This is a genomic window from Bauldia sp. (assembly GCF_965232525.1).
Classification (GTDB): domain Bacteria; phylum Pseudomonadota; class Alphaproteobacteria; order Rhizobiales; family Kaistiaceae; genus Bauldia.
This window is the reverse complement of record NZ_OZ246980.1, coordinates 1,831,147-1,856,809: the sequence shown is the minus strand read 5'-3', so window position 1 is coordinate 1,856,809 and position 25,663 is coordinate 1,831,147. Positions and strand designations below refer to the sequence as shown.

Sequence of the window (25,663 nt, the reverse complement as noted above, 5' to 3'; positions counted from 1 at the left end):
GCTCAGCCCCTCTCTTTCTTCTTGTACATCGCCAGCATGCGCTGGGTGACGAGGAAGCCGCCGAAAATGTTCACCGCCGCGAGCACCAGCGCGACGAAGCCGAAGCCCTTGGACAACCAGCCGTCGGTGGCCGCATCGACGCCGACCGCGAGCAGCGCGCCGACGACGATCACCGACGAAATGGCGTTGGTCACCGACATCAGCGGGGTATGCAGCGCCGGGGTCACCGACCAGACCACGTAGTAGCCGACGAAGATCGCCAGCACGAAGATGGCGAGGCGGAAGACGAACGGGTCGATCGCCCCGCCGGTCACCCCGTGGAGAACGCCACCGGCGGCCTCGGCCGCCTGATCGGCGAACCCTTGCGCGGCGGTCGCCGCTTCGGTTGCCGTCTCGGCCGCCGCGCTCGCGTCATCGGCTGCGGCCTGCGCGGCCGCCGCGGCTTGGTCGGGGGTCATCTCCGCCATCATTCGCCTTCCTGGTCGCTAAAGGCCGGGTGCACCACGGCCCCGTCACGGGTGAGGTTGGTCGCCTTGACCAGTTCGTCGTCCCAGTCGACCGCCAGCGCTTTGGCGTCCTTATCGATCATCGTTTCGACAAACGCATAAAGGTTGCGCGCATAAAGCGCCGAGGCACTCGCCGGGATCCGGCCGGGCACGTTGAGGTAGCCGATGATCTGGACCCCGCCGACGTCGGCGATCTCGCCCGGTTTGGCGCCCTCGACATTGCCGCCGCGTTCCACCGCGAGGTCGACGATCACCGAACCCGGCTTCATCGAGGCGACCATCTCGCCGCTCACCAGCTTCGGCGCCGGGCGCCCGGGGATCAGCGCCGTCGTCACCACGATGTCCTGCTTGCCGAGATGCTCGGCGACCAGCGCCGCCTGCTTGGCCTGATATTCCGGCGACATTTCCTTGGCGTAGCCGCCCGCGGTTTCGGCCTGCTTGAACTCGTCGTCCTCGACGGCGATGAACTTGGCGCCAAGCGACTCGACCTGTTCCTTGGCCGCCGGCCGCACGTCGGTGGCGCTGACCACCGCCCCCATCCGGCGGGCGGTGGCGATCGCCTGCAAGCCCGCGACGCCCGCGCCCATGACGAACACCCGCGCCGCCGGTACGGTGCCGGCCGCGGTCATCATCATCGGCATCGCCCGGCTGAAGGCTTCGGCCGCGTCGACGATCGCCTGATAGCCGGCAAGATTCGCCTGGCTGGAGAGCACATCCATCGACTGAGCCCGGGTGATCCGCGGCATCAGCTCCATGGCGAACGCGGCGATACCGGCCCCGGCCAGTGCCTTCACCGCTTCGTCATTGCCGAACGGGTCGAGCGCGCCGATCACCAGCACGCCCGGCTTCAGATGCTGGATCTCGGCCTCGGTCGGCCGCCGCACCTTGAGGACGATGTCGGCCGATTCCAGCAGCGGGCCGGCCGCGTCGACGATGGTGGCGCCCGCCTCCGCGAAGGCAGCGTCGTCGATCCGCGAACCGGCGCCGGCGCCGGCCTGGACCGCCACGTCGGCACCGAGGCCGACGAACTTCTTCACCGTCTCGGGCGTCGCCGCGACCCGCGGTTCGGCCTCGTCGATTTCGGTCGGAACGGCGATCTTCATGGGCGATTCCGGTGTTGGCGGGACGGAGGCCGCTGACGGGTCGGACCGATGCGGCGGCGCGGACGCGACGCCTGGCGAGAACTAAAGCAGGAAGAATGCCATCAGGATCAGAACGACAACGACCGCGCCGGTGGCCCACTTGGTTATGCTGATGAAGCCGTCATACATGCGGACGTGATCGGCGTAGTCGGTGCCGACCTCGTTGGTGTCCTGCTCGGCCATGTGACCCTTCTCCTTGCGGACCGTGTGCGTGGGCGGGTTATAGCAAACCCTGCGACCGCTACAATCGGTCGAACAAGGACAAACCGCGGCTGGGGATGCGGACCTTTGTCACATGCACGCGACTGAAATTCCGATAGATTTGCAGCTTCAGGGTCGCGAAGCGGGCGCGATCGCCGTAAGACAGTGACTGGGAAGGGTGGCGCCCATGCTTAATCCGATTTCGATCCTCGCCGACAATTTCGGCAAATACCTGTCGGAGCACTATCTCCAGTACTTCGCCCACCGGAATCCGGAGTATGGCGCCTTCCTCGGCGGCTCGGCCCGGCTGGTGCTGGAGCGGATCGGCAATTCCGACGCGCTCTACCACAACATCGAGCACACGATGATGGTGACCGAGGTCGGCCAGCAGATCATCCGCGGCCGGCTGCTGTCCGAAGCCCTGACGCCGGAGGATTGGCTCCACTACACCTGCGCCTGCCTCGTCCACGATATCGGCTATGTCCGGGGCGTGTGCGAAGGTGACACGCCGGAGAGCATCGTGATCGACGAGGCTGGCGGGCGGGAAATGCCGCCGCGCGGCGCGTCGGACGCCTTCTCCTCGCGCTGGCATGTCGACCGCGGCAAGATCTACGCGCGGGAACGGTTCGGCGAATCCCGCTTCATCGACGCCGACCGCATCGTCGCCGCCATCGAGATGACCCGCTTTCCGGTCCCCGACGATCCCGTTTACCGCGAGACCCACAGCGAAGGGGCGCTGGTGCGGGCCGCCGATCTGATCGGCCAGATGGCCGACCCGTTCTATCACCGCAAGGCCAACGCGCTGTACCAGGAGTTCGCCGAAATCGGCGCCACCGAGATGCTCGGCTACGACAATCCGGCCGACCTGATCGACAAGTATCCCGAATTCTTCTGGGAGCGGGTCCAGCCGCTGATCGGCCCCGCGCTGGGCTATCTGGAGCTCACCACCGAGGGCAAGCAGTGGATCGCCTCGCTCAACTCCAACATCTTTCAGGTCGAACACCGCCGCGGCTTCGTCGGCCCGTTCCCCGGCGCGGCATAGCGCGCCCGGTAATCGGCCGCCTGGATCTCCCACCGGCTGCCCCGCGAGAGGCTGACACGCGGCATGAAATGAAAAGCGACCTCTACACCCTCATGCGCGACCTGGCGCAACGGCCGGCCCCGTTTTCGCGCTCCACGGTTCGCGACCTGTGGACCCGCCCCTGGCTTGCGAAACAGATGCTCGACTTTCACGTCAGCCAGGACACCGACCTCGCCTCCCGGCGGAAGACGACGATCGATCGAACGGTCGACTGGATCGACAGCGCACTTGGCCTATCCGGCAAAACCGTGTGCGACCTCGGCTGCGGCGCCGGCCTCTATGCCCGTCGGCTGGCGGCAAAAGGAGCCGATGTCACCGGCATCGACTTTTCGACCGGCGCGATCGCCTACGCTCGCGCCCACACGCCGGAACCGGTCCGCTACCGGGTTGCCGACTACCTCGCCGACGCACTGCCCAGCGGCTTCGATTTGGTCACTCTGATTTACTACGATTATTGCGTCATGCCACCGTCGCAACGCGCGGCATTGTTGACCCGCATGCGCGATATGCTCAATCTCGAGGGACACATCGTTTTCGATGTCGTTGGCATGGGCGCGTTCGAAAAGGTCCAAGAGCATACATCGATCGAAGAGCGGGCGATGGACGGTTTCTGGGCGGAAGGCGACTATGTGACCGTCAAGCGCGTGTTCGTTTACCCAAGCGAGAAAATCACGCTGGATCGCTATCTGATCGTCGAGCCCGACCAGCATTGGGACATCTTCAACTGGCTCCAGTATTTCACACCCGAGAGTATTGGCCGCGAACTGAACGCCGCCGATTTGGCCATCGACCTATTGGCCGGCGACCTGACCGGGCGACCGCTGGTACCCGATGGCGACGCTCTAGGGATTATTGCCAGCCGGCGCTAGACCGCGATTGTCGCCAGGTGGCGGTCGGCGGGCGTCGGCCACAACGCAACGGCGGAATCCACCGAGACACGACCGCAGCACGCAGCCCGTGCTACTATCGCCTCATGGTTTCGAATCCTGACCTGTGGCTCCGCATCAAGGCTCATGACTTTGACGAGCCCGAAGCGGTGTTCACGTTCACCGACCGGCTCGCCGCCGAGCAGGGCTGGACCCATGGATTCGCCCGGCGGGTCATCGAAGAATACCGCCGCTTCGTCTACCTCGCCTGCACCAGCGATCACGAAGTGACCCCTTCGCGGGAGGTGGATGCAGCCTGGCACCTCCATCTCACCGACACCCGCGACTACTGGGACCGCTTCTGCGCCGAGGCGCTCCGCCAACCGCTCCACCACAGCCCGCCTCGCGACGGCGAGGCCGAGGAGCAACGGCTTCGCGACGAGTACGGAACAACACTGGCGCTCTACCGGTCCGAGTTCGCGGAGCAGCCGGACACCGAGATATGGCCGCCGCAGGACGTTCGGTTCGCGCCTTGGGAGGCCGATCCAGGCGGTCGGCCCGGCCGATCGGGCCGCCTGGCCGACTATGTGGCCATCCTTCGCCGCGCCCACCCGGTGGTGAAATCCGTCCTCGTCGGCTTGGTTGCACTATCGACGATGCTCGCGACCATCGCCCTGTCGGGCGGGAGCGCCAGCGCGCTCATCGTCGCGCTGCTCGGCGCCGCGGGCGGGTTCCTGGCTTTCGGGCTGCTGTCCGGATCGTCGAAAGGCGGTGGCGAACGGAAACGTCGCGAGACTCCAGCGGACAAAAGCGGCAACTGGAGCGCCAGATAGCGGCTCCGGGCCTTGGGCGCGGCCTGGGCGGCGTAAAGGCCGAAATGGCCGGCCTAAAACTCCCGCCCGACCAACCGGTCGACCGACCAGCGGCGGCCGCCCTGGATCGCGATCACCAGGAGCACGACGGTCCACAGCGCCGAGAACTCGACGCCGTCGTCGTCGACGTAAAAACCGTGCGGCAGGTGGACATAAAGTGCCGCGGTCGCGGTGGTGATCGTCGCGGCAAGCGCCGCGGGGCGGGTGAGGAAGCCGATGGCGATCAGCACCCCGCCGATCACTTCGACCAGACCGACGGCGATCATGATCGGCACCGCCGGCTCGAGGCCGATCGCCTGGAAGAAGGCGATCATCCGCTCCTGGCTGCCAGTGATGCCGAACAGCTTCCACAGGCCATGAGGCACGAGAAACGCGCCGGCGGTGAATCGGAGCAGCGCGTAGGCGGGTTCGGTCAGCGCCCCGTAGAGCGGGGCAAGCGCGGGGATGATCGGACGCATGGGCCACCTCGGAGAACCGCTTCGTCCAAGGCTAACACGCGAGCCGGTGCTGTATTCGATTGTCGGCCTCCTAGAGGACGCCCTCAAGCCCGGCGGTTTTCAGCGCCCGCGCCTGGCGTTTCGCCAGCTTGCCCTCGTCGAAGTCCTCGATGGTCTCGGCGAAGATACGGTGGAAGTTGAGCTCCGCCTTCAGGTGCAGCATCACCGCGCCGAGGCCCACCGCGGCGCGGTCCATCAACACGAACTCGCGCGGGATGACGATCGTCGGGCCGGATTTCAGCGCCTGTTTCACCTGCCACGCCTCCTTGCGCCCATACGCGGACGGATCGATGCCGTCGGCGATGGTACGGACCCGATCGTCGAGGAGCGGTCCATAGATGAAGCGAGCCCAGATGTTGAGCGCGTCGATCTGCTCGTCGCCAAGCCCCTCGAAGCCCCAGCGCCGGTAAGCCTCGACGATCCGCGCCCGGTCGTCGTTGAGAAAGCCGTGGAACAGCTCGACCACGCCACTGACGAAACGGGCGTTGAAGACGCGGATGCAACCATAGTCGAGCAGGTTGATCCCTTCCGGCCGGCCCTCCTCCTCGAAGACGCTGTAGTTGCCGAGATGGGGATCGCCGTGAATGATCCCGTGGGTCGCGAACGGATGCCACCACGCTTTGAACAGCGCGGTGGCGATGCGGTTACGGTCTTCCAGGCTGTGATCGAGGAAGGTAAGAAGCGGGTCGCCGTCGAGCCAGGTCATGGTCAGCAGGCGCCCGGTCGACAGCTCGGGGATAACCGCCGGCACGCGGACTTGGCGCTCCGCCTTGAGCGCTTGACCATAGAGCGTGGCGTTCGCCGCCTCGCGCCGATAGTCCAGCTCCTCGCGCAAGCGTTCGGACAGTTCCTCGGCGATTTCGCGGGTATCGATCTCCGGACTGATGCGGCGCTGCACCGACATCAGGATGCCGAGCTGGTTGAGGTCGGCTTCCACCGCGGACTGCATGTCGGGGTACTGCAGCTTGCAGGCCAGCCGCTCCCCCTCGAGGCTGACCGCCTTATGCACCTGACCGAGGGAGGCGGCGGCCGACGGCTTCTCGTCGAACGACTTGAACCGTGTCTTCCAGTCCGGTCCGAGCTCAGCGCGCATCCGCCGCTTGACGAAGGCCGGCCCCATCGGCGGTGCCGAAGCCTGCAGCTTCTGCAGTTCCTCCGCGTATTCCGGCGGCAGGAGATCCGGCACGGTGGAAATCAGCTGGGCGAGCTTCATCAGCGGCCCCTTGAGCCCGCCGAGTGCCGCCATCAGGTCCGCCGCGTTGCGCTGGTCGGAAAAGTCGCGCCCCATTAGCCGGGCGCCGGCCATCTTGGCGGCGACGCCGCCGACATTGGCGCCGACCCGGGCGTAGCGGGTCAGGCGACGGGAAAAGCGGTTCTGTTCGGTATCGGGCGCGTCGACCATACCCGCCTATCTAGGGGGCGATGGGGGAAAGAGGAAGGCGTGGCGGTGTTCGGTCACACCAGCGTGCGACGCCAGATTCCTTCCCACTGCGACCATTGTCCGGTGGCCGGCCGTGTTCGCCAGGTCCGGTCGCGCCGCATCGGCAGCAGCGTGTCGAACCCGGGCGGGATCAGCGCTGCGATCTCCTCGCGGTCAAAGAAGTGGATGTCGAGCCCGTTTTTTGGCCCGGCGCGGTATCTGACCGTCAGCCCCCCATCCGGTGACCGCTCGCAAACATGATGATGATATAGGACGTCCGTGCCGACCGCGTTGACCCTCAGGCAAAACAAGCCGCCCGGATCGACCCGTTCGAGAGCGGCACGCACGTGCCGGTGCGCGTCGGCCCGGTTGCCGTGCTGGAAGACCTGAATACCGATGACCATCGCGTAGGTCTCGCCCGGTGGCAGTGCGCTGAGATCGCCGTGCACCAGGCGATGAGCGCGGCCGGGACGTCGGATCGCAAGTTGTTCGAGCGCAACCGCGGATATGTCGAGGCCGATCAGATCCAATCCGGCATCGACCATCGGGACGTAGTTTCGGCCGTTACCGCAGCCGATATAGAGGCCCAATCCATCGGCCACGCCAGTCTCGACGGCCTTCGCCAGAATGTCCCCGGCAAACGGCAATGGCGGCGCGGCGACATAGCGTCCCCTGCCGTAGTCGTCGTCCCAGGCCCCGGCCGTCCTGGCGCCGGCAAATCGGTCACTCATGGCAGGGCAGTGTAGCCCGAAGGGTCGCGGAATCCGACAACGGGCGGGGCTAACGTCTGCTCAGGCAGCCGGCCAGTTGTCGCGAATCCAGCGGGTCAGCCCGTCCTCGTCGACAAGGCCGGCGGCGAGGTCGCGGACGATGATCGTCGCGTCCTCTTGCTTCGGCGCGAACGGGACCCCGTTCAGGCGCAAGAACGTCGCAAGGCAAAGGAATGCAACCCGCTTGTTGCCATCGACGAACGGGTGGTTTCGCGCTATCCCAAACGCGTAGGCTGCGGCGACCTCGGGCAATTCAGCCCGCTCATAAGCCCACCTGTTCATGGGTCGATTGAGCGCCGATTCAAGCAGACCGCTGTCGCGCAAGCCCGCCGCGCCGCCGAACCGGCTGAGCTGACGTTCGTGAATCACAAGCACCTCGTCGATCGTCAGCCATCGCGGTTCGGTCATTTGGCGAGTTCGGTCAGCGTATCGCGGTACTCGTCCATAAGATCCTCCGCGATGGCCATAGCCTTATCGAACTCGGGATCGGTCGTCGTGAGCCGGACGCCGCCATCCGGAAGCTCGGTCACGTAGAGCCAATCGCCCTGCTTGAGCTTCAGTTCGGCCAGCAGTTCCTTCGGCAGGATCAGGCCGGTCGAGTTACCGATTTTCTTGACTTCAAGCTTCATGGGACCGCTCCGTTGTACAGACTGTACAACGTAGCGACGACGGCGCGATGCAACAAGTGGCGTTGCCGATCAGGTGGCGAAGGAGCGACCGGCGTTCGGTGGCGGCGCGGTGAACACGAGCCGGATGAAATCGCGGTAGAGCATCATTTGCCTGGGTAGGGCCTGACCGTCACGCGTCACCCGCGCCAGGATGATCCCACCGTCGGCAACACCGGACAGCATGTCGGCCAGATCCTCCAGCCTCACGTCGAGGCGCGGTGGATAAACCGCCGCGATCCGCTGCAACCGTGTCAGAAAACGTTCGCGCCACCCGAAGACAGCCTTGGCGTTGAGATCGCGAACTTCGCGGTCGAAAAGCTGCTCGTGGTAGCAGATCGTGGCGACCATGCATCCGGGATGGCCGTTCGGCAGATCGGCGAACACTTCAGCCAGCAGCTTCAATCCGATCAGGAAGCTGTGGAGTGGGTCTTCGTCGAGGCTGTCGGCGCGGGCAAAGATGTCGTCATAGATTTCCTCGTCCTGAGCGATGTAGCGCTCCAGCAAGGCCTTGGCGAGTTCGGTCTTGTCTCTGAAATGATAGAAGAAGCCGCTTTTGGAGATACCGACGGCGGCGATCAGTTCGTCGATGGACGTCGCTCCGAAACCCTTGGCGAGCACAGCCGCTTGTGCGACATCGAGGATCTGTTGCCGGGTATTCGCCGGTTTTGCCTCCTGATCGTCGCTCACTGCCATGCTCCCGCGTCGTTTCACTGTACCACGAGTTCACTTGACGCCCGGGTGGATCGCGTCCGTCGCCGACACCCGGCCGTTAGGCTTTGAAATATAGCGCAAATCACGAACGCCGGAGGCGTACCGCGAGTTCTCTAGTCCCCGCTCGAAGCGCCGGCTAACACCACCATCATCTCAAGGCAGCTCTTGCGCCCGAAACAATCCGCACGCCCGACCCTACCCGAACACGGCTCGTGAGTGTGAGATGGGGCGCCGGCCAACACACAATGGAGTAAACCAACCATGGTCACCGATAAACAAGGAAACCGGCTGTCCGCCGCCAGCACCGCGGATGCCGCCCTGTTCGATCAGGCTCTAGAAGCGTTCAACACCTATCGCGGCGACCCGGTCGCGGTCCTCGACACGGCCATCGCGGCGCGTCCGGATTTCGCCATGGGGCACATCCTCAAGGCATACCTGTTCGCGCTGGCCACCGAGCCGGACGCGACACAAGAGGCCAGGGCCATCGTCGAAGTCGCCAGATCGTTGGAGCTCGACGACAGGGAGGCGTCCCACATCGCGGTCCTCGATCTGCTGAACGCGGGGGAGTGGACGGCCGCCGCGGTCGCACTCGACCACCATAACCTCGCCTATCCCCGCGACCTCGTCGCGCTCCAGTCCGGACACCTCATGGACTTCTATCGCGCCGATGCACGCAACCTCCGGGATCGCATCGCCCGGGTGCTGCCGATGTGGTCGGCTGACGTTCCCGGCTATCCGATCGTCTTGGGCATGTACGCGTTCGGCCTCGAGGAGGCCGGCGACTATGGCCGGGCCGAGGAGGCGGGGCGACAGGCGCTCGATCTGCAGCCGCTCGACTGCTGGGCCCATCACGCCGTCGCCCATGTCATGGAGATGCAGGGACGCGCCCAGGACGGGATTGGCTGGATGAGCGCGCGCGAGCCTCATTGGACCGGTGACGACAACTTCTTCAAGGTCCACAATTGGTGGCACAAGGCGCTGTTCCATCTCGACCTCGGACAGACTGATGAAGTCTTCGCCCTCTATGACAACCGGGTGCGTGGCGACGATAGCGAGGTTGCGCTCGATCTCGTCGATGCCTCCGCCTTGCTCTGGCGCCTGCATGTGTCGGGTCAGGATGTCGGCGATCGTTGGAACAAGGTCGCAACCGCCTGGGAGCAACACGCCGACGGCAAGCTCTATCCGTTCAACGACTGGCACGCCGCCATGGCGTATCTCGGCGCCGGGCGGGAGTCGGACGTGGAGCGCATCCTGGCCACCTACCGGGATGCAGCGAATGACGACATCGAGACCAGCCGCTGGGCGCGGCAGGTCGCAGAGCCGCTGATCGCCGGGTTCGCCGCGTTCTGGCGCGGCGACTACGAGACGGCAGCGATGACCCTTCACGCCGTGCGGCACATCGCCAACCGTTTCGGCGGCAGCCATGCCCAGCGGGACGTCATCGACTGGACGCTGATCGAAGCCTCGATGCGCGGCAACCTGCATGGTTTGGCTGAAGGGCTTGCCAACGAACGGGTCGCGCTCAAGCCGCACAGCCCGGTCAACCGCCGCTATCTCGATCGATCGCGGCGCGCGGGCAAGCGCCCGCAACTGGCGGCCTGATCTGCCTCGACCACTCTGCGGAGCGGATGCTGACCTGTAACCCGCTTCGATTAACCCGCTTCGATCTGGGAACGCCTCCGGCCAGGCCGGGGGCGTTTTCATTGGCACGAACGTCGCAGATGGAGCGCTTGGCCGTCGACCAGGCTGGGTGTCAGCGCATCCGTCTGGCGACGAGATAGCCGCCGAGAGCCACCGCCGCGACGATCAGCAGGATCAGCACGACGATCATCACCGCAGCGCCGACGACCGCGCCGAGCGCGTTCCAGAACCCGACCGTGGCAATGAGGATGATCAGGAGGAGAAAGAAGAGAAACGGCATCGCTGACCTCGATTTTCGAGCCGAATGTCCAACCGAGTTAGGCCTCGCCGCGACAAAACGCAACGCGGCAAACGTCAACCATCGCCTCAGGCTTCCATCGCTTCGAGATCGCCGATCAGCCGGTCGATCACGTCAAGGCCGCGCTTCCAGAAACCGGGATCGCTGGCGTCGAGCCCGAACGGTGCGAGCAACGCCTTGTGGTGCTTTGAGCCGCCCGCCTTGAGCATATCCAGATATTTCTCCTGGAAACCCGCCTCAGCGTCCTCGTAGACGGCATAGAGCGAGTTCACCAGGCAGTCGCCGAAGGCATAGGCGTAGACATAGAACGGCGCGTGGATGAAGTGCGGGATGTAGCTCCAGAACACCTCGTAGCCCGGCTGCAACTTGATCGCCGGACCGAGGCTTTCGCCCTGGACGTCCATCCATAGTTCGCCAAGCCGGTCCGCAGTCAGTTCGCCGTTGCGGCGCTCGCCATGAACCGCGCGCTCGAAGCTGTAGAACGCGATCTGCCGGACCACCGTATTGATCATGTCCTCGACCTTGGCGGCGAGCATCGCCTTCTTATGGACCGGATCGGTGGTTTCCGACAGAACCGCCTGGAAGGTCAGCATCTCGCCGAAAACGCTGGCGGTTTCGGCGAGCGTCAGCGGCGTCGGCGCCATCAGCGGCCCTTGCGGCCCGGCGAGCACCTGATGGACCCCGTGCCCGAGTTCGTGGGCAAGGGTCATGACGTCGCGGATGCGACCCTGATAGTTGAGCAGGATGTAGGGGTGGGCGCTCGGCACCGTCGGATGCGAGAAGGCGCCAGGGGCCTTGCCGGGCCGAACCGGCGCGTCGATCCAGCGGTCGTCGAAGAACTGCCGGGCGATGTTGGCCATGTCCGGCGAGAACAGGCCGTAGGCGCCGAGCACGGTAGCGCGGGCTTCGTCGAATCGGATGGTCGGTGACGGGACCTCCGGTAGCGGCGCATTACGATCCCAGTGGTCGAGATGGTCGCGGCCAAACCATTTTGCCTTGAGGCGATAGTAGCGATGCGACAGCCGCGGATAGGCGCCGCGAACGGCGGTCACCAGTGCATCGACCACCTCAGGTTCGACCCGATTGGCGAGATGACGGGACGCCGCCACATCCTCGAACCCCCGCCAACGGTCGGAGATCTCCTTGTCCTTGGCGAGCGTGTTGGTGATCTGGGTGAAGAGCCTGAGGTTCGCCGCAAAGGTCTCCGCCAGCGCCTCGGCCGCGGCTTTTCGTTTCTCGGCGTCCGGGTCTTGTAGCAAGTTCAGCGTCGGCTCGATCGCCAGGTCCTCGCCGGCGACCGAAAACCGCAGGCTCGCCATGGTCTCATCGAACAGACGGTTCCATGCGCCGCGGCCGGTGACCGACTTCTCGTGGAAGAGCTGCTCGACTCGGTCCTCGAGTTGGTAGGGCTTTTCGCGGCGGATGTCCTCGAGCCACGGCCGATAGTGGCCGAGCGCAGGATCGGCCATCGCCTTGTCGAGCAATGCGTCGTCGATCCGGTTGAGCTCGAGCTGGAAGAACAGCAAATGCGAGCTCGCCGCGGTGATCTTCTCCTGCACGTCGCCGTAGAACTTCGATCGCGCCGGATCGGTGGTGTCGTCGGCGTGGAGGAGGCCGGCGTATGACATGATCCGGCCGAGGAGATCCTCCAGCGCCTCGAAGGCCTTGACGGCTTCGGCGAGTGCCTCGCCCGCGTCCGCGCCATTGGCAAGATCGACCAGCCTGCCCTTGAAGCGCTCTTCAAAGGCGATCGAATCGGCCGCCGCCTTGGCGAGCGCATCCTTTAGTTCTGGCGAATCCGACCCCGGATAGAGATCGTCCAGGTTCCACTCGGGCAGATCGCCGTATGGCTTGTCCTCGGTGGCGGCGAAGGGATCGGAAGGGGTCATCGTCGACCTTTGGGCTCTTAGAACTGTCGTTCGCGCTCATGCTCGGCGCAGCCGGTGCCGGTATCCGCGTCGCTTGTCAACACGAGCGGCCGGCGGCACCACCTTCAGGCACCGACGGGTGTATCCGAAAAGCCACACTACCGGAGGAGAGAACCCCAGCTGCGACCGCGTTCACTGCACGGCCGAAATGCGCCGGTAAACTCATTTTTACTTGGATCAACTAGGGTTGAAATGCGGCGACGGCTAGTCTCCTGGAGACGATGCGTATCCGTACGTCGGCAAAGCAGCGAGAGGCAACGGGCATGACATTCGATCGGGCGACTCGGATGGCGGCAAGTCTTGCCGTCCTGGCGTTGGTGACCGGCAGCGTGCATGCCTCGCCTGTGAGGGACACGGACGACGATCCAAAGGTCGTAACGCCCGTCGGCCCTACGCTGTACGGCCCTACGGTCGATGCCCGCACACTGACCATGCGGTCGCTCCTCGACACAGCCGCCGACGAGGATCTGATCGCCAAGGCCGACGCGGAGGCGATCGCAGCGTTCTACAAGGCCCGCGGCTTTGCCCCGGTTTGGGTTGAGGACGGCGCGCTCACCGATGATGCGATCTCCCTCATCGTCCGCATCAAGGACGCCAATACCGACGGCCTCGACCCGGTCGATTACCGCCTCCCACGTCAAAGCGTGGGGCGCTATCAGGCCGCCACGCCGTTGCGCGCCGCCGAGGCCGACCTGACGCTAAGCCAGGCGGTCATCGATTATGCCCGCGACGCCTATGGCGGCCGCCTCGAGCCGACCGAGCTCAGCGGCAATTTCGGCTATGAACGCAAGCACTTAAAAGCATCGGACGTCCTTGGCCTCGTCTCCCGGGCGCCCGAACCCGCCGTGGCGCTTGCCGCCTATAACCCGCCGCAGCCCGAGTTCGGGGCCCTCCGCGCCGCATTGGCGGATGCCCGGGCGAAGACCGCCGCGGAAGAGAAACCCGAGATTCCCGGCGGGCCGCTGATCAAGGCGGGCATGACCGATCTCCGTGTGCCGATGATCCGCGAGCGGCTCGAACTGGCCAGCGCGGTCGAGGACCCGAACCTCTACGGCGGCGATGTGGTCGCCGCGATCAAGGCGTTTCAAAAGCAATCGCGGCTGAAAGCGGACGGCATTGTCGGCAAGCGGACGCTCGCCGCGTTCAACCGGGGCCCGCGCAACGACGTCGCCATCATCCTCGCCAATATGGAACGCTGGCGCTGGATGCCGCGCCACCTCGGCGACTTCTACGTCCGGGTCAACGTTCCGAACTACAATCTCGACATCTACAAAAACGACGAAGTGGTCCACACGACGCGCGTCGTGGTCGGCAAGACCATTCACCAGACACCGGTCTTTTCGGACGAGATCGAGCATGTGGTCGTGAATCCGGTGTGGAACGTGCCGGCATCGATCGCCCGCAACGAGATGCTGCCGAAGCTTCGGGCGGGGAGCCGGCTTCGCGGCTACAAGGTTTATGCCAATGTCCGCGGCCGGTTTCGCGCGGTGAACCCCCGCACGATCAACTGGCGGCGGGTCAACATGAGCAGGATCCAGATCAAGCAGCCGCCCGGCTCGCGCAATGCCCTCGGCCAGGTCAAGTTCCTGTTTCCCAACAAATATGCGGTTTATCTTCACGATACCCCGTCGAAGAGCCTGTTTGAGCGTGAAACGCGCGCTTTCAGCCACGGCTGCGTCCGCGTTCATCAGCCCTGGGACTTCGCCGACGCCCTGCTCGCCCATACCCCCGGCGTCGAAGGCGAACGCCTGCGCAAGATGGTCGGCGGCGGCGAGAAATGGGTGAATCTCGAACAAACGATTCCCGTGCACGTCACTTACTTTACCGCGTGGATCGACGATCGCGGCAATCTTCAGGTGCGCGACGACATTTACGGCCACGACAAGCGGGTGGCCAAAGCCTTGGGATTGTCTTGAAAACGGCCAAAGCGCGGCAATCCGCCGGTTGCCTTCACGCCTCGTAAATGCCACGATCCAACCGTAATCGGATGACTCATGCCGGTCCCGGGTGGGGCTGTTGTCTCAAGTTGGTAAAGAGACGTTAACCTCGGTCCGGCAAGGTGCACCGTTAGGGGGGATTGGCCCCGACCACGGCCAAGGACGGCGACGGGATTTTGCTGACAGACGGGGTAAAGCAGGCGGGCGAGCGAGGACGGCGGTTGTGCCGGTCGCTCGTGAAGATCGGGGCCGGTGCGGTTGTCGCGCTTGGCCTCGTTGGAGCCTCTGCCTCGGCTGAAGAACGCTCCCTGACCCTTTACAACGCCCACACCAAAGAAAACGCCACGATCGTCTACAAACGTGACGGGCGCTTCGTTCAAAGCGGGGTGAAGGAACTCGACTATTTCATGCGGGACTGGCGGCGGAACGAGCCGACCAAGATGGACCCGCAGCTCTACGATATCCTCTGGGAAGTCTACCGCCAGACCGGCGCGCGCCAGCCGATCACCGTGATCTGCGGCTACCGGTCACGCGAAACCAACGACATGCTCCGCCGTCGGGGCCGCGGCGTGGCGCGGAACAGCCTGCACGTCAAAGGCCAGGCGATCGATTTCTTCATCCCGGGCGTTGACCTCGCCAAGATGCGCGCCATCGGCATGCGGATGCAGGCTGGCGGCGTCGGCTTCTATCCGAGCTCCGGCTCACCGTTCATCCACATGGACACCGGCGCGGTGCGCCATTGGCCGAAGATGAGCCGTCGGCAGCTCGTCAAGGTCTTCCCCGAGGGCAAGACGCTGCACGTGCCGTCCGACGGCAAGGCGCTCCCCGGCTACGCTCAGGCGCTGGCCGCTTACAAGATGCGCAAGGCCCGCGGGATCGCGGTCGCCAAGACCGGCGTCGTGCCGCCCGTGGCCGTCGCCGCGGCCGAGATGCCGCTACCGCGCTTGGCTCCGCTGCGCGACCTGCCGTCGGTGCTGATCGCCGCCGCGGAAACGCAAGCCGAAGAGCCGGTCGAGACCGATGGCACGTTGCTCGCCTATCCGCCCAAGGCCGAGCCGGTCGATCGTCGCGGCCGTTTCTCCGACAACCTGTTCGCCAAGGCGCCGCCTGCCCAGCCTTCCACCACCGTGCAGGTCGCCTTCGATACCGCCTACGGTGCGCAGACCGGCGCTCCGGTCGATCTGATCGCGGCATTGGTCAAACGCTACGGATCGGCCCAGCCGACCCCGGTTTCGGCGTCACGCACCGCATCGCTGCCGATCCGCCCGACCGCCGTTGTTTCCACGGTCGACGTCGATCTCAGCCGGCCGCTGCGCGCCGATGCCATCACCACCGCGGTGCTCAGTGGCGATGGCGACCGGATCGACGACACCGTACCGCCGGTGCTCGCCTATGCCTCGGCCACCGCCGAGCCGCAGGACGCCGAGCCGGTCGACCGCCTGACCGTTTCCGGCGTACCGCTGCCGCAGACCAATCCGATCCGGAACGTCGAAGCAAAGCCGGCCCCGGTTCTGGTCCAGCCGGTGCGGACCGCGCGCGACGACGCACTGTTCCCGGCTGATCTGACCCTCACCAAGCTCGACACCCAGAGCCTCAGGCTTTGGATCGCCGCGCCGTCGACCCGCGAAAAGCGCTATGCGCTTCTGACCGTCCCGGCATTCGACCGGACACCGGAATTGTTCGCGACGCCGCAGGCGGCGCTGGCCACCGGTTTCCGTAACCTCGGCGATCAGCTCCGCACCGACCGGTTCGACCGGTCGGCGGTTTCACCGCTGGTTGTCGACCTGAACGGCCCCCGGGTTCTCGCCTCGCGCTGAGGCGCGCAATTCACCACAAACAAACAGACGTGATTCGCGCGGCCGCGCGCTGTTGCTGCGTTAGGGCGTTGCTGATGCGTCTTCAGCCGGCCTGACTGGTGGGCTCGCCGCGCATGCCGAGCGCGTGGAGATAGAGGTCGAGAAGCGCCTCCTGTTCCTGGCGTTCGGCGGTATCCTGTTTGCGGAGGCGCACCACCTGTCTCAGGATCTTGGTGTCGAAGCCGTTTGCCTTGGCTTCCGCATAAACTTCCCTGATGTCGTCGGCGAGCGCCTGCTTCTCTTCCTCAAGCCGTTCGATCCGCTCGATGATCGAGCGTATCTGATCTCCGGCAATTCCACCCGTCTGCGCCATCCGTCGACTCTCCTGCACTTCCGCGGACACGCTGCTTGCCCGGCCGCGGCGCACCGGTCAAGGCCGGGCGGGCCTAATGCTGTGGCTTGTTCTTCTCGAAGGCCGCCTGCTGCTCCGGGGAGGCCTCGGTCTGGTATCGCGCCCGCCATTCCGCATAGGGCATCCCATAGATGATCTCGCGGGCCGCGTCCTTGTCGAGGGTAACGCCCTTCTCCTCGGCCGCGTCGCGGTACCAGTTGGAGAGGCAGTTGCGACAGAAACCGGCCAGGTTCATCAGGTCGATGTTCTGCACGTCGGTTCGCTCCCTGAGGTGCTCGACCAGCCGGCGGAAAGCGGCCGCCTCGAGCTCAGTCCGGGTCGCATCGTCGATATCCGCCATGGCGGCTGCCTTTCTCGTTCAGACTTGGGCGTGTCGGGATCAGATGGGATCGACCGGTCCGGTCCGCGAGCCGAAGTGGCGCACCTCGTGCACCTCGGGAAGCGCGTTCAGATCGGCGAGAATGGGCGCCAGCCGATCGACCCATTCGGCCACACCGTCGGGATCGGAGATCAGATCCTGGCGGAGTTCGATGAGGGCGTGGGCCAGACCGCGCCGGGTGCCATGCCGGTACATGCTGTCGCGAATCAGCGCGCCCGAATAGGGCTCGTTGTCGCCGACCATCAGCGTCTTGTCGGTGGCGAGCCGCTCCACCATCGGCAAAGCGAGCCGCGGATCGGAATCCCACAGAACGCCGATCTGCCACGGCCGCCCGCGTCCGCGCCACACGGGCGTGAACGAGTGCACCGAAACCAGCGCCGGCACGACACCGGCGGCCAGTGATCGTTCGATCGCCTGCTCCACCGCGGCGTGATACGGCTCATAGTATCGAGCCAGCCGGCGTTCGCGCTCCTCCGCATCGACGTGATGGTTGCCCGGCACGATCGCGCCGTCGGACAGGCGCATGATCAGGGTCGGATCGTCGGCGCTCCGATTCGGATCGATCAGCAATCGCGAGAACGTGGTCAGAACCGCCGGCGCGCCGAGCCGCTCGGCCAGGCCGCGGGTTACCGGGCCGGCACCCGGATCGAAGGCGATGTGACGGTCGAACTCCGCGTCCGGCAGGCCCAGCGTTCCGTAGTCCTCGGGGAGCCGGTTCTCGGCATGGTCGCACAACAGGATCAGGCCATAGGCCGGATCGCCGGGAATCGTGACACAAGGTTCGAAGACATCGCCGTCCGATCGTGGATCGGCGAGGTCGGGGGCAGCAATATCCATAACGCAATGATAGTAATCAGTGCCGCCGGGCACCATAGCCCTGGGCCGCGAAGTCGAGCCTTTGTGCCATGGTGACGCCCTCCGACAGACAGCCGACCCGAGCCCACCCAGATACCGGCCACGGGATAGCGCTGCCGTTTGCCGCCCTGCTCCTTGCCGCGCTGGCGATGGCGACATCGCCCATCTTCGTGCGGCTGGCCGAGATCGGGCCGTTCGCCAGTGCCTTCTGGCGGGTGGCCGGCGCGCTGCCGCTGATTTGGCTGTGGGCCGCCTGGGAAAACCGCGGCCAGGCCAATGCCGGTATCGCGGCCTTTCGGATGAGCGGCGCCAGCCTGGTCGCCGGGCTGTTGTTCGCCGGCGATCTGCTGGTCTGGCATCTCGCCATCCTCAAGACGACCGTCGCCAACGCCACGTTCCTCGCCATGATGGCGCCGGTTTGGGTGGTGCTTGGTTCGGGCCTGCTGATTGGTGAGAAAGTCGGCCGCGCCGGGGTCGTTGGGCTGCTCCTGTGTGTCGCCGGCGCCGCTGCGCTGGTCGGCTCCAGCGTATCGTTCGCGCCCGACCGGCTGGAAGGCGACCTCTACGGAATCGCCACCTCCGTGTTCTTCGGGGCCTATTTCATGGCGATCCGGGTCGCTCGCCGCACCGCCGGAACCGGTCAGATTCTCTTCCAGTCATCCCTGATCAGTGCGCTGGTCCTGATCATCGCGGCGTTCATCGCCGGCGACAGCCTCATCCCCGCCACCGGCGGCGGCATTCTCGCGCTGATCGGGCTTTCCTATTTCAGCCACGCCGGCGGACAGGGCTTTCTGGCCTACGCGCTCGGCCACCTTCCGGCGGCGTTTTCCTCCCTGGTCACGTTTCTCGGGTCCCTGGTCGCCGCCACACTGGCGTGGCTGATCTTCGCCGAGGCCTTATCGCCGATTCAGGCGGTTGGCGGCGTCCTGATTCTCGGCGGTATCTACATCGCCAGACCGAACGCGCGGCGGTCATGATCCTGCCGCCATTGCACTTCACCTGTTCGCCGCCTAAACGCTCGCTCGACCGGCTCGGGTGAGAAAAAAAGGTAATGAAATCAGCCCCAACCGCGTTGACATGGCAAAAGGCGACGAGCGATAAGTGCGATACTGAATAACCACAAGAACCGGTTCGCCAGCTCCGACCCGATGCGATCGCGCGCCTCCAGATCATGGCACCGGAAAGCGGTCGTCACCGCGAGCATTGCGCTGCTCGCGGCCGCGGCGACAGGCGCTTACCTCATGCTGCAGCCGGACGGCGGGCCGCAAATCCGAATCATGGAGGCCGGCGCCGCCCCGGATGGAGTCTCCGGCCTGACGGCCGAGACCGTCGCCGGCGGCTTGCGCCTGTGCAATCGGACAACGAGCCGGGTCGGCGTCGCTATCGGCTACAAGGAAGGCCGGCGCTGGACCACCGAAGGCTGGTGGAACGTCGATGCCAGCAGTTGCGAGACATTGATGGCCGGGCCTCTGGTCTCGCGGTTCTATTACGTTTACGCCATTGACTACGATCAGGGCGGGATCTGGGGCGGTAAGGCCGCGATGTGCACGCGCGACAAGATGTTCACGATTCACGGCATCGAGGATTGCGTGGCCCGCGGCTTCGATCGGACGGGCTTCTTCGAAGTCGACACCGGCGAGCAGCGTAGCTGGACCGTCCAGCTCACCGAACCTGGCGAAATCGGAACCGGTGGTCGATGAAACGGCGGCGCAAGGTCAAGATCCTTGCGACTCTCGGTCCATCTTCCTCAGACAAAGCCAAGATCAAGGCGCTGGCCGATTCGGGCGCGGACGTCTTCCGTATCAATATGAGCCACAGCGATCACCAGACGCTGCGGCGACTGGTGAACACGATCCGCGCGGTCGAAACCGAGGGCCCGCGGCCGATCGGCATCCTTGCCGATCTCCAGGGACCGAAGCTCCGGATCGGCAAATTCGCCCACGGCTCCATTGAGATCACGCCCGGCGACACCTTCACCCTCGACAGCGATCCGACCCCCGGCACCCAGGAGCGGGTCTACCTGCCGCATCCCGAAATCCTGGCGGCCATCAAGCCCGACCATCGCCTGCTGCTCGATGACGGCCGGGTCCGTCTGAGGGTTACCGAAAGCGACGAGACCAGCGCGAAAACATTCGTCGAAGCCGGCACCCGGCTTTCCGACCGCAAAGGGGTCAGCGTTCCCGACACGACCCTTGCCATGGGCGCGCTGACTGAAAAGGACCGGTCCGATCTGGAGGCCGCGCTCAACGCCGGCGTCGACTGGATCGCGCTCTCCTTCGTTCAGCGGCCGGAAGACCTTGCGGAGGTGAAGAAGGTCGCCCGTGGCCGCGCCGCGGTCATGGCGAAGATCGAAAAGCCGCAGGCGGTCGAACGCCTCGATGCCATCATCGACCAGGCCGACGCCCTGATGGTCGCGCGTGGCGATCTCGGCGTCGAGGTCCCGCTGGAACGCGTGCCCGGTATCCAGAAGCACATCACCCGGGCGGCGCGCAGCGCCGGCAAGCCGGTAGTCGTCGCAACGCAAATGCTGGAGTCGATGATAACCGCACCGGTGCCCACCCGGGCCGAGGTTTCCGACGTTTCAACAGCGGTATTCGAGGGAGCCGATGCGGTGATGCTGTCAGCGGAGTCGGCCTCCGGATCGTTCCCGGTCGAGGCGGTGGCGACCATGGACCGAATCGCCATCGAGGTGGAGCGCGACCCCAACTACCCCAACATCATCTATGCCCAGCGCGCCGAGCCGGAACCGACCATCGCCGACGCGATTTCCGCCGGATCGCGGCAGATCGCCGAGACCCTCAACCTCGCGGCGATCTGCTGCTACACCGCCTCCGGCGCCACCGCGATGCGCACCGCCCGCGAGCGTCCACTCACGCCGATCATCTCCATGTCGCCGGTCATCACCACCGCCCGTCGCCTGTCGATCGTCTGGGGGCTTCACTGCGTCGCCGGCAAGGAGCCGGATACCTTGGAAGAAATGATCGACCGGGCGTGCCAGGTGGCAACCCAGGAAAAGATCGCCGAACCGGGCCAGCGCATCATCGTCACCGCCGGCCTGCCGATCGGCACGCCCGGCGCGACCAACATGCTACGCGTCGCGTTTATCGGCAGCCACGGCGGGGACCTGCTGCGGAAGTAGCCGACCCGTCGGCTACAGTGCCTGACCCTCGTGGGTCGCTTCCAGTTCGGTCAGCGCTTTTTTGACCTCTTCGAGGTGAGGATTGACCGCCAGCGCTTCGCGAAACGCGGTCATCGCGCGCTCTTCCTCGCCGATGGAACGGAAGATCATCCCGAGCCCGCTCAGGGCTCCGAAATGGCGCGGCTCGAGTTCCAGCACCTTACCGATGTCGGCGATCGAGCGATTGTAGTCTTCGGTCAGGAAATGGACCGTCGCCCGCTTGTTCCACCCTTCGGCGTAGTCCGGCTGCATCAGCACGACGCGGTCGAGAAAGTCGAGCGCCCGAGCATGATTGTCGGCCTGCATGGCGGTCATCGACCAGTCCATCAGCAGGTCGACCGTCTCGCTGCCCGACTCCATCCAGAGGCGCAGAATCGCCCGCTCGGCCTCCTTCGCCGACTCCACGTCGTCGGTGTCGGCGAGTGTCGCGAACAGGGCGTCGATCCGCTCCGCCTCGGTGGGCGCGAAGGGCTCGGTACCCGCTTCTATATCCGGCGCTGGCGCAGCCGACTCTTGCGCGCGCGCCGGCTTCTCACCACCGCCCAGTATCAGGGCAAGCGCCAGCACGGCGCCAAACAACAGGTATCGCATGCGGCAAGGTTACCGCGTGCGAGGGTTTCGGGTCAAAACAAGCGGATGTGAAGGCCGGCGCGGTGCGCGCCGATCAGCCCTGGCGGGCCTTGAAGCGCGGGTTCGCCTTGTTGATGACGTAAACGCGGCCTTTGCGGCGCACAATGCGATTGGCCCGGTGGCGCTTGCGCAGCGAACGAAGGGAGTTGCGGATCTTCATCGGTCTTCCGGTGGCTCGACGGATCGAGCACATCGGCTCGAAATTCGGCGGGAACCTATGGACGCCGCCTCCCGATGTCAAGATTATCGCGGTTTTCGTCAGACTTCCTGACCGGCGGCGCGGCTCAGCAGATAGTCCCAGTCGTCGCCGGTCAGCAGCGTCCGGCTCATGGCGCAACCGTTACCGTCGAGCTCGACCACATCGACGATTGCATCGGCGCCATCGCCGAAGACGTGGGCGAAAACACCCGACACATCGACGGTCGCGAGGGACGCCTGACGACGCCACTCATCGGCAAAGGCCTGATCGAGCCCGTCGACCAGGGTGACGGTCTCGCCTCCGACCTTCAGCCGTTCGTCGTTGAGGCGACGAATCACATCGACCTCGGTCAGGCACCCGTTGGCACCGCTTCCCATTTCGGCGACGAACAACTCGACACCGGCCGTGGTCGGGGTCGGCAACAGCGCTTCGTCCATCCCCGGCATGATCTCGACGGTGGGACGCTCGCTGGCGAGGTTACCGCTGATGCTGGCGAACGCCACGGCTGCGGAAGCAACCACAACGCCGATAGCGGCTGCGCCGGAAATCGCCTTGGTGAGATGCTTGGCCATGGTTTGCCTCGTCGGTTCCGCTGCCGCCGGTGCGCGGCGTTTCGATAAGGTGAACCTAGCGAATCCCGCCGATATCGCTGTGAATGGCGCCACAAACAACTTCGAAGGTGTGACCGGGTTAACGCGCCGGGTCCGGCCAGCGCAGGTGCAGGTCGTCGACCACATAGGCGTGGGCATGCGGCCCCGCGCCGGCAAGATGAGGATGATCGGGGGCGAGATCCGGGTGGTCGTGCGCCAGTATCTCGGGATCGGGGCGCGGCCAGACCCATGACGCCATGGCCGTGGCAAGGGCGGCCAAACCGCCGAAAACGAGGAAGGTCGTTGGCATGCCGGCGGCCTCGCCAAGCCAGCCCGCGAGCGGATAGGCGACCAGCCAGCCGGCGTGCGACAGCGAAAACTGGGCGGCGAAGACTGCCGGGCGGTCCTCGGAATGCGAGGAGCGGCGCAGCACCCGGCCGACGGGCACCTGAGCCGCCGCGTAGCAGAATCCGAGCATCGCCCAGAGCGACAGCAGCGCCGGCCATAGCGCGGCGGACCCGGCAAACGCGAGCACCGGAGAACCGGCGAGCAGGAGGACCGCGGCTCCTGCCGCCGCGGCGATCATCACCGTGCGATCGCCCGTTCGTTCCAGCAAGCGCGGCAGCGCCAGGGCGGCGAGCATCGAACCGCCGCCGAAAGCGGAAAGGGCAACGGCGACCGCGGTGTCGTCGAGGCCGAGTATGCCGCGCACCAGCACCACCGTGTTGACCAGCACCATCGCCCCAGCGGCCGCGACCGCGAGATTGACGGCGAACACCCCGCGAAGCCGCGGCGTCTCGCGATAGACACGCAGGCCACGGGCGACGCTTTGCAGACGGTCGCGCCGAGCGTGTAACGCCGGAAGCCGCACGAGGATCACCAAAGCGGCGGAGAGGAGGAACCCGATCGCCGTTCCAGCGAATAGCCACGGGAAACCGACCAGAGCGACAAGTACCGCCGCCAGCGCCGGACTGAGCAGGTTTTCCAGATCGTAGGCGAGGCGGGACAGCGCCAACGCGCGGGTGTAGTCGCGCTCGTCGGTCAGGATGTCCGATATCGTCGCCTGAAAGGTCGGCGTGAACAGCGCCGATGCGGTCTGAAGCACGGCGACGATCACGTAGATCTGCCAGACGGCGTCGACAAAGGGCAGCGCCAGCACCAGGGCAGCTCGCACCACGTCGAGCGCGACCAGAAAGGTCCGCCGGGGCATCCGTGATGCGATCACCCCGGCGAACGGCGCGAAGCCGACATAGACGATCATCTTGATCGCCAGCGCCGTGCCGAGGACGACGCCCGCTTCGTCGCCGGCAAGTTCGAAGGCAAGCAGCGCCAGCGCCACGGTCATCAGGCCGGTACCCGTCAGCGCGATGACCTGCGCCAGGAACAGGCGGCGATAGGTGCGGTTTCGCAGAACCGTCAACATGACCCGCACCGTAGCGCGAGCCCCGCGTTGTCCGAAACCGGCGCCATGGAGAACTGGCGGCGTCCGAGCCGGCCGACTAGAACCGCTCCGCCCAGTCGGTGGTCAGGTCCTGTTCGAGGCTGAGCGCCCCTCGGCGCCACGGCTGCGAGGCTGGATCGATGGTCCTGACCCGGGGGTCGAATGCGGCGTCGAGAGCAGCGCGCTTCTCTTTGTCGTCGATGAAGATGGCAAACGCCAATCGGTTCCCCCTGGCTGTGTCGATGTACCCGGCGAGCCCGCGCGCATAGGCGATCGTCCCGGTCTTGACCCGCGCCGAACCTTCAACGCCCTTCCAGCTGATCTCCGGCAACAGTCCGTGGAAGTCGTCGTCGCCGATTGACCCCACAACGTCTTCCAGGATCTCGACGATCTGACGCGGCGTGGCGCGGGACGTTGACGACAGGCCGGAGTGGTTCTCGATCGCGAAGCCGGCCCAGTCGGCATCCGCAAGCCGCGACCGCCACCACGCGGTGATCGTCTCGGCCGAACCCTGCAACGACCTGCGGCGGTCGGTGACCGCCCGGGTGGCGGCCAGCCCGACGAGTTCCGCCGACAGATTGTTGGAGTAGCGCATCACGCCGCGAACGATCTCGGCAAGCGGCAAGCTTTCGTGGCTCACCACCACGCGCGCACCGTCCGGCGCGATACCGGGCTTCGGCTCGGGAAGTTCGACACCCTCGGTGGCGGCAAACGCCCTGAAAATCTCCGCGGTGATCAGAGAGGGGTTCCCCACTGGAAGCCAGTCCTCACCCCGCGGCTCGAGTTCGGGAGAGAGCAACCAAAGGTCATCCACGGGGGTGTGGGCACGGATAAAGGGCCCGGGCGGCGCCTCCTCGGCAAACGCTAGACCGATCGCGTCGATCGGCTGGGTCACGCCCTCGCTGACCGCGTTCACGCCGGCGGAGGGCTCGGCACTGCCCTTCTCCCAATTGAGGCGGACTCGGTTGAAGTTGACGGAAAGCGCGCTGACCCCGGTGTTGTACCCGGCGGCCTCCGGTTGCCGCGGATTGATGTACGGCGCCTCGATTAAGGCGCTGGCGTCGTAGAGGAAGTCACCGTCGATCGCGCTGATGCCTGCCTCGACCAGCGCCTTGGCCATAAGTTGAAGCTCATCGCCGGAGAGAAACGGATCGCCCCCGCCGCGCAGGACCAGCGTACCGGTAAGCGTGCCGTCCTCCACATCGCCTTTGACGAGAAGCGTGGTTTCGAACCGATGATCCGCGCCGAGGATCTCCAGCGCCGCGGCCATCGGCGGGATTTTGGCGACGGAGGCGGGGATGAACGGCTGATCGGCATTGTACTCCGCCAGCGTTTTTCCGGTCTTGAGATCGACGACCAGGTAGCCAACGTCATCGGGCGCGAACCCCACCCCCTCGATCTGCGCGACCGCGGTAGCCGGAGGGTCCTCGGCCGCAGCCGGTGGAGCGACGAGCGCCAGACCGGCAACCAGCGCCACAAGCAAGACCTTCATAGACCGCACTCCGGTCATCGCCTCAAACAGGGACATCGCATCGCAGATAGCGGCAATCCGCGCGCGGACCATAGGTCAACGGCTTCCGGCCGTCGATGAATCAGACCACACCCGTTCTGATGCGTGGCTCTCCTCGCGAAGGGTCCGTTTCGG

At 65.5% G+C, this 25,663-nt stretch carries 28 protein-coding genes; 9 read left to right on the top strand and 19 right to left on the bottom strand.

Going from position 1 to position 25,663, the window contains the following annotated elements:
• Positions 1–2: 2 nt before the first annotated feature.
• From ACO076_RS08785 to ACO076_RS08775, 3 genes are all read right to left on the bottom strand, one after another.
• A complete protein-coding gene (locus tag ACO076_RS08785) occupies positions 3–467 on the bottom strand; it encodes a proton-translocating transhydrogenase family protein (RefSeq protein ID WP_421726345.1) in 465 nt (154 codons plus the stop codon).
• Positions 467–1,609 (bottom strand): Re/Si-specific NAD(P)(+) transhydrogenase subunit alpha, encoded by a 1,143-nt coding sequence (locus tag ACO076_RS08780; RefSeq protein WP_421726344.1) that lies wholly within the window; start codon positions 1,607–1,609, stop codon positions 467–469. The genes ACO076_RS08785 and ACO076_RS08780 overlap by 1 nt, the downstream gene beginning before the upstream one ends.
• An 81-nt stretch (positions 1,610–1,690) precedes the next feature.
• Entirely contained in the window at positions 1,691–1,831 is a 141-nt protein-coding gene (locus tag ACO076_RS08775) for an aa3-type cytochrome c oxidase subunit IV (protein ID WP_421726343.1), read from the bottom strand.
• A 205-nt stretch (positions 1,832–2,036) separates the two neighbouring features.
• Here ACO076_RS08775 and ACO076_RS08770 point away from each other — a divergent pair, with 205 nt between their 5' ends.
• The 3 genes from ACO076_RS08770 (at position 2,037) to ACO076_RS08760 (ending at position 4,629) form a co-directional block, all read left to right on the top strand.
• The gene (locus tag ACO076_RS08770; RefSeq protein WP_421726342.1) at positions 2,037–2,891 is read left to right on the top strand and encodes an HD domain-containing protein; all 855 of its coding nucleotides are present in this window, start codon (positions 2,037–2,039) and stop codon (positions 2,889–2,891) included.
• A gap of 68 nt (positions 2,892–2,959) precedes the next feature.
• On the top strand, positions 2,960–3,799 hold the full coding sequence (locus tag ACO076_RS08765; protein ID WP_421726341.1) for a class I SAM-dependent methyltransferase: 840 nt from the start codon (positions 2,960–2,962) through the stop codon (positions 3,797–3,799).
• Between the two features lie 104 nt (positions 3,800–3,903).
• Positions 3,904–4,629 carry a glycine-rich domain-containing protein gene (locus ACO076_RS08760; protein WP_421726340.1) on the top strand — a complete coding sequence of 242 codons (726 nt, stop codon included), beginning with the start codon at positions 3,904–3,906 and terminating at the stop codon, positions 4,627–4,629.
• Between the two features lie 53 nt (positions 4,630–4,682).
• Here the strand turns inward: ACO076_RS08760 and ACO076_RS08755 are convergent, their stop codons facing one another.
• The 6 genes from ACO076_RS08755 to ACO076_RS08730 form a co-directional block, all read right to left on the bottom strand.
• The gene (locus ACO076_RS08755; RefSeq protein WP_421726339.1) at positions 4,683–5,126 is read right to left on the bottom strand and encodes a DoxX family protein; all 444 of its coding nucleotides are present in this window, start codon (positions 5,124–5,126) and stop codon (positions 4,683–4,685) included.
• A 70-nt stretch (positions 5,127–5,196) separates the two neighbouring features.
• Positions 5,197–6,567, bottom strand: coding sequence for an ABC1 kinase family protein (locus ACO076_RS08750; protein ID WP_421726338.1), 1,371 nt, complete (start codon positions 6,565–6,567; stop codon positions 5,197–5,199).
• Positions 6,568–6,620: 53 nt separating this feature from the next.
• A complete protein-coding gene (locus ACO076_RS08745) occupies positions 6,621–7,316 on the bottom strand; it encodes a class I SAM-dependent methyltransferase (protein ID WP_421726337.1) in 696 nt (231 codons plus the stop codon).
• A 60-nt stretch (positions 7,317–7,376) separates the two neighbouring features.
• Positions 7,377–7,763, bottom strand: coding sequence for a type II toxin-antitoxin system death-on-curing family toxin (locus ACO076_RS08740; protein WP_421726336.1), 387 nt, complete (start codon positions 7,761–7,763; stop codon positions 7,377–7,379).
• Positions 7,760–7,984, bottom strand: a complete 225-nt coding sequence (locus ACO076_RS08735; RefSeq protein WP_421726335.1) for an AbrB/MazE/SpoVT family DNA-binding domain-containing protein — start codon at positions 7,982–7,984, stop codon at positions 7,760–7,762. Before ACO076_RS08735 ends, ACO076_RS08740 begins: the two co-directional genes overlap by 4 nt.
• A 69-nt stretch (positions 7,985–8,053) precedes the next feature.
• The gene (locus ACO076_RS08730) at positions 8,054–8,716 is read right to left on the bottom strand and encodes a TetR/AcrR family transcriptional regulator (protein WP_421726334.1); all 663 of its coding nucleotides are present in this window, start codon (positions 8,714–8,716) and stop codon (positions 8,054–8,056) included.
• A 279-nt stretch (positions 8,717–8,995) separates the two neighbouring features.
• Between ACO076_RS08730 and ACO076_RS08725 the strand changes: the two genes are divergently transcribed.
• Positions 8,996–10,336 (top strand): tetratricopeptide repeat protein, encoded by a 1,341-nt coding sequence (locus ACO076_RS08725; RefSeq protein WP_421726333.1) that lies wholly within the window; start codon positions 8,996–8,998, stop codon positions 10,334–10,336.
• A gap of 151 nt (positions 10,337–10,487) precedes the next feature.
• Here the strand turns inward: ACO076_RS08725 and ACO076_RS08720 are convergent, their stop codons facing one another.
• Both ACO076_RS08720 and ACO076_RS08715 read right to left on the bottom strand, forming a co-directional pair.
• Complete coding sequence (locus ACO076_RS08720) at positions 10,488–10,655, bottom strand: hypothetical protein (protein ID WP_421726332.1); 168 nt, start codon at positions 10,653–10,655, stop codon at positions 10,488–10,490.
• An 86-nt stretch (positions 10,656–10,741) separates the two neighbouring features.
• The gene (locus tag ACO076_RS08715; RefSeq protein WP_421726331.1) at positions 10,742–12,562 is read right to left on the bottom strand and encodes a M3 family oligoendopeptidase; all 1,821 of its coding nucleotides are present in this window, start codon (positions 12,560–12,562) and stop codon (positions 10,742–10,744) included.
• A 302-nt stretch (positions 12,563–12,864) separates the two neighbouring features.
• Here ACO076_RS08715 and ACO076_RS08710 point away from each other — a divergent pair, with 302 nt between their 5' ends.
• The gene (locus ACO076_RS08710; RefSeq protein WP_421726330.1) at positions 12,865–14,517 is read left to right on the top strand and encodes a L,D-transpeptidase family protein; all 1,653 of its coding nucleotides are present in this window, start codon (positions 12,865–12,867) and stop codon (positions 14,515–14,517) included.
• 242 nt (positions 14,518–14,759) lie between these two features.
• Positions 14,760–16,355 carry a DUF882 domain-containing protein gene (locus tag ACO076_RS08705; protein ID WP_421726329.1) on the top strand — a complete coding sequence of 532 codons (1,596 nt, stop codon included), beginning with the start codon at positions 14,760–14,762 and terminating at the stop codon, positions 16,353–16,355.
• Between the two features lie 82 nt (positions 16,356–16,437).
• Here ACO076_RS08705 and ACO076_RS08700 read toward each other — a convergent pair whose 3' ends face one another.
• The 3 genes from ACO076_RS08700 to ACO076_RS08690 form a co-directional block, all read right to left on the bottom strand.
• A complete protein-coding gene (locus tag ACO076_RS08700) occupies positions 16,438–16,707 on the bottom strand; it encodes a DUF2312 domain-containing protein (RefSeq protein WP_421726328.1) in 270 nt (89 codons plus the stop codon).
• A 73-nt stretch (positions 16,708–16,780) separates the two neighbouring features.
• Positions 16,781–17,086: a DUF1244 domain-containing protein gene (locus ACO076_RS08695; RefSeq protein ID WP_421726327.1), complete on the bottom strand. Its 306-nt coding sequence runs from the start codon at positions 17,084–17,086 to the stop codon at positions 16,781–16,783.
• Between the two features lie 39 nt (positions 17,087–17,125).
• The gene (locus tag ACO076_RS08690; RefSeq protein WP_421726326.1) at positions 17,126–17,962 is read right to left on the bottom strand and encodes an N-formylglutamate amidohydrolase; all 837 of its coding nucleotides are present in this window, start codon (positions 17,960–17,962) and stop codon (positions 17,126–17,128) included.
• Positions 17,963–18,030: 68 nt separating this feature from the next.
• Between ACO076_RS08690 and ACO076_RS08685 the strand changes: the two genes are divergently transcribed.
• From ACO076_RS08685 to pyk, 3 genes are all read left to right on the top strand, one after another.
• Positions 18,031–18,957, top strand: a complete 927-nt coding sequence (locus ACO076_RS08685) for a DMT family transporter (RefSeq protein ID WP_421726325.1) — start codon at positions 18,031–18,033, stop codon at positions 18,955–18,957.
• A gap of 300 nt (positions 18,958–19,257) precedes the next feature.
• A complete protein-coding gene (locus ACO076_RS08680) occupies positions 19,258–19,680 on the top strand; it encodes a DUF1036 domain-containing protein (RefSeq protein ID WP_421726699.1) in 423 nt (140 codons plus the stop codon).
• Complete coding sequence (pyk, locus tag ACO076_RS08675) at positions 19,677–21,119, top strand: pyruvate kinase (RefSeq protein WP_421726324.1); 1,443 nt, start codon at positions 19,677–19,679, stop codon at positions 21,117–21,119. Before ACO076_RS08680 ends, pyk begins: the two co-directional genes overlap by 4 nt.
• A 12-nt stretch (positions 21,120–21,131) precedes the next feature.
• On the opposite strand, the gene ACO076_RS08670 is transcribed toward pyk, so the two are convergent.
• The 5 genes from ACO076_RS08670 to dacB form a co-directional block, all read right to left on the bottom strand.
• Positions 21,132–21,749 carry a hypothetical protein gene (locus ACO076_RS08670; protein ID WP_421726323.1) on the bottom strand — a complete coding sequence of 206 codons (618 nt, stop codon included), beginning with the start codon at positions 21,747–21,749 and terminating at the stop codon, positions 21,132–21,134.
• A gap of 73 nt (positions 21,750–21,822) precedes the next feature.
• Complete coding sequence (gene ykgO, locus ACO076_RS08665; RefSeq protein WP_421726322.1) at positions 21,823–21,948, bottom strand: type B 50S ribosomal protein L36; 126 nt, start codon at positions 21,946–21,948, stop codon at positions 21,823–21,825.
• Positions 21,949–22,046: 98 nt separating this feature from the next.
• Positions 22,047–22,559, bottom strand: coding sequence for a hypothetical protein (locus ACO076_RS08660; protein WP_421726321.1), 513 nt, complete (start codon positions 22,557–22,559; stop codon positions 22,047–22,049).
• A 118-nt stretch (positions 22,560–22,677) separates the two neighbouring features.
• On the bottom strand, positions 22,678–24,000 hold the full coding sequence (locus tag ACO076_RS08655; protein WP_421726320.1) for an MFS transporter: 1,323 nt from the start codon (positions 23,998–24,000) through the stop codon (positions 22,678–22,680).
• A 76-nt stretch (positions 24,001–24,076) separates the two neighbouring features.
• A complete protein-coding gene (gene dacB, locus ACO076_RS08650; protein ID WP_421726319.1) occupies positions 24,077–25,510 on the bottom strand; it encodes a D-alanyl-D-alanine carboxypeptidase/D-alanyl-D-alanine endopeptidase in 1,434 nt (477 codons plus the stop codon).
• Positions 25,511–25,663: the final 153 nt, after the last annotated feature.

Excerpts from the sequence above, each read along its gene's own strand:
- ACO076_RS08740 (WP_421726336.1), bottom strand. The coding sequence starts at position 7,763 with ATGACCGAACCGCGATGGCTGACGATCGACGAGGTGCTTGTGATTCAC.
- ACO076_RS08695 (WP_421726327.1), bottom strand. The coding sequence starts at position 17,086 with ATGGCGGATATCGACGATGCGACCCGGACTGAGCTCGAGGCGGCCGCT.
- ACO076_RS08780 (WP_421726344.1), bottom strand. The coding sequence starts at position 1,609 with ATGAAGATCGCCGTTCCGACCGAAATCGACGAGGCCGAACCGCGGGTC.
- ACO076_RS08750 (WP_421726338.1), bottom strand. The coding sequence starts at position 6,567 with ATGGTCGACGCGCCCGATACCGAACAGAACCGCTTTTCCCGTCGCCTG.
- ACO076_RS08715 (WP_421726331.1), bottom strand. The coding sequence starts at position 12,562 with ATGACCCCTTCCGATCCCTTCGCCGCCACCGAGGACAAGCCATACGGC.
- ACO076_RS08730 (WP_421726334.1), bottom strand. The coding sequence starts at position 8,716 with ATGGCAGTGAGCGACGATCAGGAGGCAAAACCGGCGAATACCCGGCAA.
- ACO076_RS08685 (WP_421726325.1), top strand. The coding sequence starts at position 18,031 with ATGGTGACGCCCTCCGACAGACAGCCGACCCGAGCCCACCCAGATACC.
- ACO076_RS08770 (WP_421726342.1), top strand. The coding sequence starts at position 2,037 with ATGCTTAATCCGATTTCGATCCTCGCCGACAATTTCGGCAAATACCTG.
- ACO076_RS08700 (WP_421726328.1), bottom strand. The coding sequence starts at position 16,707 with ATGGCGCAGACGGGTGGAATTGCCGGAGATCAGATACGCTCGATCATC.
- ACO076_RS08775 (WP_421726343.1), bottom strand. The coding sequence starts at position 1,831 with ATGGCCGAGCAGGACACCAACGAGGTCGGCACCGACTACGCCGATCAC.
- ACO076_RS08690 (WP_421726326.1), bottom strand. The coding sequence starts at position 17,962 with ATGGATATTGCTGCCCCCGACCTCGCCGATCCACGATCGGACGGCGAT.
- ACO076_RS08670 (WP_421726323.1), bottom strand. The coding sequence starts at position 21,749 with ATGCGATACCTGTTGTTTGGCGCCGTGCTGGCGCTTGCCCTGATACTG.
- pyk (WP_421726324.1), top strand. The coding sequence starts at position 19,677 with ATGAAACGGCGGCGCAAGGTCAAGATCCTTGCGACTCTCGGTCCATCT.
- ACO076_RS08680 (WP_421726699.1), top strand. The coding sequence starts at position 19,258 with ATGGAGGCCGGCGCCGCCCCGGATGGAGTCTCCGGCCTGACGGCCGAG.
- ykgO (WP_421726322.1), bottom strand. The coding sequence starts at position 21,948 with ATGAAGATCCGCAACTCCCTTCGTTCGCTGCGCAAGCGCCACCGGGCC.
- ACO076_RS08760 (WP_421726340.1), top strand. The coding sequence starts at position 3,904 with ATGGTTTCGAATCCTGACCTGTGGCTCCGCATCAAGGCTCATGACTTT.
- ACO076_RS08720 (WP_421726332.1), bottom strand. The coding sequence starts at position 10,655 with ATGCCGTTTCTCTTCTTTCTCCTCCTGATCATCCTCATTGCCACGGTC.
- ACO076_RS08725 (WP_421726333.1), top strand. The coding sequence starts at position 8,996 with ATGGTCACCGATAAACAAGGAAACCGGCTGTCCGCCGCCAGCACCGCG.
- ACO076_RS08765 (WP_421726341.1), top strand. The coding sequence starts at position 2,960 with ATGAAAAGCGACCTCTACACCCTCATGCGCGACCTGGCGCAACGGCCG.
- ACO076_RS08785 (WP_421726345.1), bottom strand. The coding sequence starts at position 467 with ATGGCGGAGATGACCCCCGACCAAGCCGCGGCGGCCGCGCAGGCCGCA.
- ACO076_RS08735 (WP_421726335.1), bottom strand. The coding sequence starts at position 7,984 with ATGAAGCTTGAAGTCAAGAAAATCGGTAACTCGACCGGCCTGATCCTG.
- ACO076_RS08660 (WP_421726321.1), bottom strand. The coding sequence starts at position 22,559 with ATGGCCAAGCATCTCACCAAGGCGATTTCCGGCGCAGCCGCTATCGGC.
- ACO076_RS08745 (WP_421726337.1), bottom strand. The coding sequence starts at position 7,316 with ATGAGTGACCGATTTGCCGGCGCCAGGACGGCCGGGGCCTGGGACGAC.
- ACO076_RS08710 (WP_421726330.1), top strand. The coding sequence starts at position 12,865 with ATGACATTCGATCGGGCGACTCGGATGGCGGCAAGTCTTGCCGTCCTG.
- ACO076_RS08755 (WP_421726339.1), bottom strand. The coding sequence starts at position 5,126 with ATGCGTCCGATCATCCCCGCGCTTGCCCCGCTCTACGGGGCGCTGACC.
- ACO076_RS08655 (WP_421726320.1), bottom strand. The coding sequence starts at position 24,000 with ATGTTGACGGTTCTGCGAAACCGCACCTATCGCCGCCTGTTCCTGGCG.
- dacB (WP_421726319.1), bottom strand. The coding sequence starts at position 25,510 with ATGAAGGTCTTGCTTGTGGCGCTGGTTGCCGGTCTGGCGCTCGTCGCT.